The 6,845-nt window shown below is 60.2% G+C and carries 5 protein-coding genes and 1 tRNA gene; 5 read left to right on the top strand and 1 reads right to left on the bottom strand.

The window, feature by feature from the left end; translation table 11 throughout:
* Positions 1 to 338 precede the first annotated feature (338 nt).
* A complete protein-coding gene (locus Q8Q83_RS05835) occupies positions 339 to 1,907 on the top strand; it encodes a methyl-accepting chemotaxis protein (RefSeq protein ID WP_305621959.1) in 1,569 nt (522 codons plus the stop codon).
* Between the two features lie 167 nt (positions 1,908 to 2,074).
* Positions 2,075 to 2,722, top strand: a complete 648-nt coding sequence (locus Q8Q83_RS05840; protein WP_305621960.1) for a PA2778 family cysteine peptidase — start codon at positions 2,075 to 2,077, stop codon at positions 2,720 to 2,722.
* Between the two features lie 72 nt (positions 2,723 to 2,794).
* Here the strand turns inward: Q8Q83_RS05840 and Q8Q83_RS05845 are convergent, their stop codons facing one another.
* Positions 2,795 to 4,078, bottom strand: coding sequence for an FAD-binding oxidoreductase (locus Q8Q83_RS05845; protein WP_305621961.1), 1,284 nt, complete (start codon positions 4,076 to 4,078; stop codon positions 2,795 to 2,797).
* Between the two features lie 185 nt (positions 4,079 to 4,263).
* Between Q8Q83_RS05845 and Q8Q83_RS05850 the strand changes: the two genes are divergently transcribed.
* The 3 genes from Q8Q83_RS05850 to infC all read left to right on the top strand — a co-directional run.
* Positions 4,264 to 4,340, top strand: a tRNA-Val gene (locus Q8Q83_RS05850).
* Between the two features lie 229 nt (positions 4,341 to 4,569).
* Positions 4,570 to 6,492: a threonine--tRNA ligase gene (thrS, locus tag Q8Q83_RS05855; RefSeq protein WP_305621962.1), complete on the top strand. Its 1,923-nt coding sequence runs from the start codon at positions 4,570 to 4,572 to the stop codon at positions 6,490 to 6,492.
* A partial coding sequence (gene infC / locus Q8Q83_RS05860) for a translation initiation factor IF-3 (protein WP_305621963.1) occupies positions 6,492 to 6,845 on the top strand: 354 nt, incomplete at its 3' end. The genes thrS and infC, both read left to right, overlap by 1 nt.

Genomic DNA, 6,845 nt, shown 5'->3' on the forward strand with positions numbered 1-6,845 from the left:
CGATGCCAATACTGGCATCGGATTTTGATTTCTTGCGGCCAAAGGTCAAGTAAGAGGGCTTAACTGATCGGCATTACGCCCGAGGGCGTCGTTTTTAGTTTGGGGCTGTTACACGCCCAGCTTGTCACGCAGGTTGTAGTACCAGGCACCCGTGTCGGTTCGGTTAGGAGACGCTGTAGAAGGTTGAGTGTGTCGATTTATCGAATTATTGGATGATAATTATTAGTTATTAAGATTATTACTCGATATGGCTGTTGCTAAGCTCGCCCGGTGGATTCCCTTCCTCGTGTAGCCCGGCTGCACCGCGGTCATGGCTGCCTTTTGCATGGAGCAGAACAATGTCGACAGCCCGCCATCTCACCAATCTAAGCGTCAACAAGAAACTCACCCTGGGCTTTGCCCTAGTGCTGCTGCTGACCTTTATGGTCACCCTGGCTGGGCTGCAGAGCCTCGACCGGCTGATAGTGCGCAGCGAGAAAATGGGGGCCATTGATGAGCTGAAAGAGGAGGTGCAGCAGGTTCGGCTGCTGCGCCTGCAGTACGAGATCAGCCAGTCGGCTCAAGACGCCAGCGTCGTGTTGCAGCAGTTGGAGCAGATCGAGCGCTATATCGGCCAGCTTAACCAGCAGTTCAGTAAGCCGCAGAACCTGGCCATGCTGGCCCAGGAGCTGCAGGCGCTGGGCGAGTTCCGCACGGCCTTCGTGCAGTTGCAGGGGCAGGGCGATGGCGCGGCCGACCAGCGGGCTCGCCAGGCCATGGATAAGGCGGCGACCACCGTGCGCGAGCTGAGCGACAAGCTGTTCGCCGAACAGCTACGGTTGCGCGGGGAAGACATCCGTTTCGCCAATGGCCTGTTGATTGGCATCGCCTTGCTGGCGTTCTGCTTCGGCGTGCTGGCCGCCTGGCTGATCACCCGGATGATCGTCCGCCCCCTGGGCGATACCCTGACGATCGCCGAGCGCATCGCCCAGGGCGATCTGTCCGGCGCGCTGCAGGTCGAGCGGCGTGACGAGCTCGGCCAGTTGCAACAGAGCATGCAGCGCATGACCGGCAGTCTGCGTGAACTGATCGGCAGCCTCAGCAGCGGGATCACCCGGATCGCCAGCTCGGCCGAAGAACTCTCCGCCGTCACCGGGCAAACCAGCGTCGGCGTCAGCAACCAGAAAATCGAAACCGATCAGCTGGCCACGGCCATGCACGAGATGGCGGCCACCGTCCAGGAAGTGGCGCGCAATGCCGCGGCGGCCTCCGCGGCCGCACTGGAGGCCGACCAGCAGGCGCGCCAGGGCGATCTGATAGTCGCCGAGGCGGTCGGCCAGATCGCCCGTCTGGCCGAGGAGATGGAACTCTCGGCCGCAGCCATGACCAGCCTGACGCAACAGAGTGTGCAGATCGGTAGCGTGCTCGATGTGATCAAGTCGGTGGCCGAGCAGACCAACCTGTTGGCCCTCAATGCGGCCATCGAGGCGGCCCGCGCCGGTGAGGCCGGCCGCGGCTTTGCCGTGGTCGCCGATGAGGTGCGCGGCCTGGCCCAACGCACCCAGCAGTCGACCAGCGAGATCGAAGGCCTGATTGCCAATCTGCAGACGGGCGCCCAGCAGGCGATGAGCATGATCAGCAACAGCCGCACGCTGACCGGCACCACGGTCGAGTTGACGCGCCAGGCCGGCTCGGCCCTGGCCAGCATCACCGGCAGCGTGTCCAACATCCAGTCGATGAACCTGCAGATAGCCGCGGCGGCCGAACAGCAGAGCAGCACGGCAGAGGAAATCAATCGCAGCGTGCTCAATGTCCGCGATATCACCGAGCAGAGTGCCGCCGCCACCGAGCAGACCGCCGCTTCCAGCGTCGAGCTGGCGCGTCTGGGTAATGAGCTGCAGCTGCTGGTCAACCGCTTCCGCCTTTAATCCAGAGCGCAGGGCGGCTGCAGGGGTGCCTAAGGGCGGTTCTGCACCCCTGGGGGTGCGGCTGTTTTGTGCTTGGTGATCCCAGGCACCACGGCTATGCTCCGCGCGACCCCTAACCGCAGTTGTGTGAAATGCCTAAATCTTCCCTGTGCTGTCGTGTGTTTTCCTTGGCTTCACTGCTCTTGCTTGCCGCCTGCGCGCGCGTGCCGCTGGCGCCGGAGACCTTGCGTTTGCCCGAACGGGTCGAGCTGAGCGATGTGCCGTTCTTCCAGCAGAGCGATGCCCAGGGCGGAGCTTCCGCCTTGGCCGCGCTGCTTAATCATCATGGGGTGATCAGCAGCCCCGGCTTGCTGGAGCAGCGCATCCAGCAAGCCGGGGCCGTCACTCCGCAAACGGGGCTGGAGTTCGCCGCCAGATCCCATGACCTGTTGGTGTACCCGGTCGAGGCGAATTTCGATGCCTTGCTGCAGCAGGTGGCGGCGGGGCATCCGGTGTTGGTCTTGCAGCATAAGACGCTGGCCTGGCCGGGCGCACAGTTTGCCGTACTGGTGGGGTATGACAAGCGCGAGCAGACTCTGGTGCTGCGCTCCGGCAATACCCGGCGCGGGTACACCCGCTTTGCCAGTTTCGACAGTGCGTGGGAAGAGGCCGGGCGTTGGGCGGTGGTGCTCGCGCCGGCCGATCAGTTGCCCGCGCAGCCGCAGTTGAACACCTGGCTGCAAGCCGCCGAGGCGTTGCGCAAGCAGGGCCGCGATGAAGCGGCGCAGCGGGCCCTGCGTACGGCTCGTAAGCAGTGGCCGGCGGCTGGTTTGTAAAGTATCGAGCAATAGAAAACGGCACCCGAGGGTGCCGTTCTTATTTGCCGCTTGGCTTAACAGATCGCTCTGTTAGACGCCCAGCTTGTCACGCAGGCTGTAGTACCAGGCGCCCATGGCGGTGAAGGGTACGCGGAACAGCTGACCACCCGGGAAGGGGTAGTGCGGCAGTTCGGCGAAGGCGTCGAAGCGCTCGGCCTGGCCGCGCAGGGCTTCGGCCAGGACTTTGCCGGCCAGGTGGGTGTAGGTCACGCCATGGCCGCTGCAGCCTTGCGAGTAATACACGTTGTCGCCCAGGCGGCCGACCTGCGGCAGGCGCGACAGGGTCAGCAGGAAGTTGCCGGTCCAGGCGAAATCGATCTTCACGTCTTTCAGCTGCGGGAAGGCCTTGAGCATCTTCGGCCGAATGATCGCCTCGATGTTGGCTGGGTCGCGAGCGCCGTACACCACGCCGCCACCGAAGATCAGGCGCTTGTCGCCGGACAGGCGATAGTAGTCGAGCAGGTAGTTGCAGTCCTCGACGCAGTAATCCTGCGGCAGCAGGCTCTTCGCCACTTCATCGGACAGCGGTTCGGTGGTGATCACCTGGGTGCCGCATGGCATCGATTTGGCCGACAACTCGGGAATCAGGTTGCCCAGGTAGGCGTTACCGGCGACTACCACGAACTTGGCCTTGATCCGCCCATTGGGGGTGTGCACCACCGGGTTGGCGCCGCGATCGATGCGGATGGCCGGAGACTGCTCGTAGATCACCCCGCCCAGAGATTCGACCGCCGCCGCTTCGCCCAGCGCCAGGTTGAGCGGGTGAATATGGCCGCCGCTCATGTCGAGCATGCCGCCCTCGTATATGTCGGTGCCCACCACTTCGCGAATGCGCTGGGCATCCATCAGTTCCAGCTGGGTGTGGCCGTAGCGCTCCCACAGCTTCTTCTGCGACTCGAGGTGCTTCATGTGCTTGGGGGTGTTGGCGGCGAATACACCACCGTCTTTCAGGTCGCACTTGATGTCATACTTGGCAATGCGTTCGCGAATGATGCGCCCGCCTTCAAAGGCCATCTGGCCCAGCAGTTGCGCCTGCTTGGGGCCGACAGTGCGCTCGATCACGTCGATGTCGCGGCTGTAGCTGTTAACGATCTGGCCGCCGTTGCGCCCGGATGCGCCGAAACCGACCTTGGCCGCCTCGACGATGCTCACCTTGAAGCCGTTTTCCAGCAGGGCGATGGCAGTCGAGAGCCCGGTGTAACCGGCGCCGACGATACACACATCGGTTTCGCTCTCACCGTTCAGTTCGGGGCGGGGCGGCACCGGATTGGCGGAAGCCGCGTAATAGGATTGTGGATAAGCTGTGTGCGCCATTTTGCAACCTCTGTTCTTTATTTTTTACGAATGAGCAGATGCTACCTGAGTTGAAAATGCCCGGCTAGTGGCCTGTGCGAAATATTAAACGCGCCTCTGAACAGTAAATAATTCATTTATTCAGGCAGTTAGCTAAAAAATAGGTTGACACTTTTGCGTGCGGCCGTAAAATGCGCACCCATCGTAGGCACGTAGCTCAGTTGGTTAGAGCACCACCTTGACATGGTGGGGGTCGTTGGTTCGAGTCCAATCGTGCCTACCAAATTTGGTAGAAAAAGGGTCGCTTAGGCGGCCCTTTTTTATTGGGCCGCTTGTCAGTATGGCGGCTTTCTGAAAGCATCCCGTTTTTATACCTCCAGTGACCCCGCTTCGGTTTTGGTTGGCTTAATCAGCTCCTGCCACTGTATGGCGGGCACACCGCCGAATCGCTTACTGGCTCATCCCAACCCATGTGGCCTTTGGTAGAGGTCACCACTAGGAGAGGAGGCGCCATGCCCATCATTACTCTTCCCGACGGCAGTCAGCGTACGTTCGATCACCCGGTATCCGTACTCGAGGTGGCGCAATCCATTGGTGCTGGTTTGGCCAAGGCCACCGTGGCCGGCAAGGTCAATGGCAAGCTGGTCGATGCCTGCGACTCGATCGACAGCGATGCGACTCTGCAAATCATCACGCCGAAAGATCAGGAAGGGCTGGAGATCATCCGCCACTCCTGTGCGCATTTGATCGGTCATGCGGTCAAGCAGCTGTTTCCGACTGCCAAGATGGTGATTGGGCCTGTTATTGACGAAGGCTTCTACTATGACATCGCCTCCGAGCGTCCTTTTACTCTAGATGATGTGGCGGCGATCGAGCAGCGCATGCAACAGCTGATCGAGAAAGACTACGACGTCATCAAGAAAGTGACGCCGCGCGCCGAGGTGATCGATGTCTTCGCCTCGCGCGGCGAGGACTACAAGCTGCGTCTGGTCGAAGACATGCCGGACGAGCAGGCGATGGGTCTGTACTACCACGAAGAATACGTCGACATGTGCCGTGGTCCGCACGTGCCGAACACGCGCTTTCTCAAGGCCTTCAAGCTGACCAAGCTGTCCGGCGCCTACTGGCGTGGCGACGCCAAGAACGAGCAGTTGCAGCGCGTATATGGCACCGCCTGGGCCGACAAGAAGCAGCTGGCGGCCTATATCCAGCGCATCGAGGAAGCCGAGAAACGCGATCATCGCAAGATCGGCAAACGCCTGAACCTGTTCCACACCCAGGAAGAAGCGCCGGGCATGGTGTTCTGGCACCCGAACGGCTGGACCCTGTATCAGGTGCTCGAGCAGTACATGCGTGGCGTGCAGCGTGAGCATGGCTACCTGGAAATCAAGACTCCGCAGGTGGTCGATCGCTCGCTGTGGGAGAAATCCGGGCACTGGGCCAACTACGCCGAGAACATGTTCACTACCGAGTCGGAAAGCCGCGATTACGCGATCAAGCCGATGAACTGCCCGTGCCACGTGCAGGTGTTCAATCAGGGCTTGAAGAGCTACCGCGAGCTGCCGATGCGTCTGGCCGAGTTCGGCGCCTGCCACCGTAACGAGCCGTCCGGTGCGCTGCACGGCATCATGCGCGTGCGTGGCTTTACTCAGGACGATGCGCATATCTTCTGCACCGAAGAGCAGATGCAGACCGAGTCGGCGGATTTCATCAAGCTGACCCAGGCGGTCTACGCCGATTTCGGCTTTACCGATATCCTGCTCAAGCTCTCGACTCGCCCGGACAAGCGTGTGGGGTCTGATGAGTTGTGGGATCGCGCCGAGGCGGCGCTGGCTTCTGCGTTGGACAGCGCTGGCTTGCCTTATGACTTGCAGCCGGGCGAGGGGGCCTTCTACGGGCCGAAGATCGAATTCTCCCTGAAGGATTGCCTGGGGCGCGTCTGGCAATGTGGTACCCTGCAGCTCGATTTCAACCTGCCAATACGCTTGGGGGCTGAGTACGTCAGCGAGGACAACAGTCGTAAGCATCCGGTGATGCTGCACCGCGCGATCCTCGGTTCCTTCGAGCGCTTTATCGGGATTCTGATCGAGCACTATGAAGGTGCGTTCCCGGCTTGGCTGGCGCCGACTCAGGCGGTGGTGATGAATATCACCGACAAACAGGCCGAATTTGCCCTGGAAGTGGAAAAAACACTCAACCAGAGCGGGTTTCGTGCCAAGTCTGACTTGAGAAACGAAAAAATTGGCTTTAAAATCCGCGAGCATACTTTGCTCAAGGTTCCCTATCTCTTGGTTATCGGAGATCGGGAGGTTGAGATGCAGACTGTCGCCGTGCGTACCCGTGAAGGTGCTGATCTGGGCTCAATGCCCATCACTCAATTCGCTGAATTCCTCGCGCAGGCGGTTTCCCGGCGTGGTCGCCAAGTTTTGGAGTAATCATTATTAAGCGTGAAATGAGACAAGATAAACGAGCTGCACCGAAGGCCCCGATCAACGAGAATATCTCGGCACGCGAGGTTCGGTTAATTGGCGCTGACGGCGAGCAAATTGGCATCGTCTCGATTGATGAAGCGCTTAGAATCGCCGAGGAATCCAAGCTGGATTTGGTGGAAATTTCTGCCGATGCGGTTCCTCCGGTTTGCCGAGTCATGGACTACGGCAAATCGATCTTCGAAAAGAAGAAGCAGGTTGCTGCTGCAAAGAAAAACCAGAAGCAGATCCAGGTTAAAGAAATCAAGTTTCGTCCAGGGACGGAGGAAGGGGATTACCAGGTAAAACTACGCAACCTG

The organism is Pseudomonas sp. (assembly GCF_030696055.1).
GTDB lineage: Bacteria > Pseudomonadota > Gammaproteobacteria > Pseudomonadales > Pseudomonadaceae > Aquipseudomonas.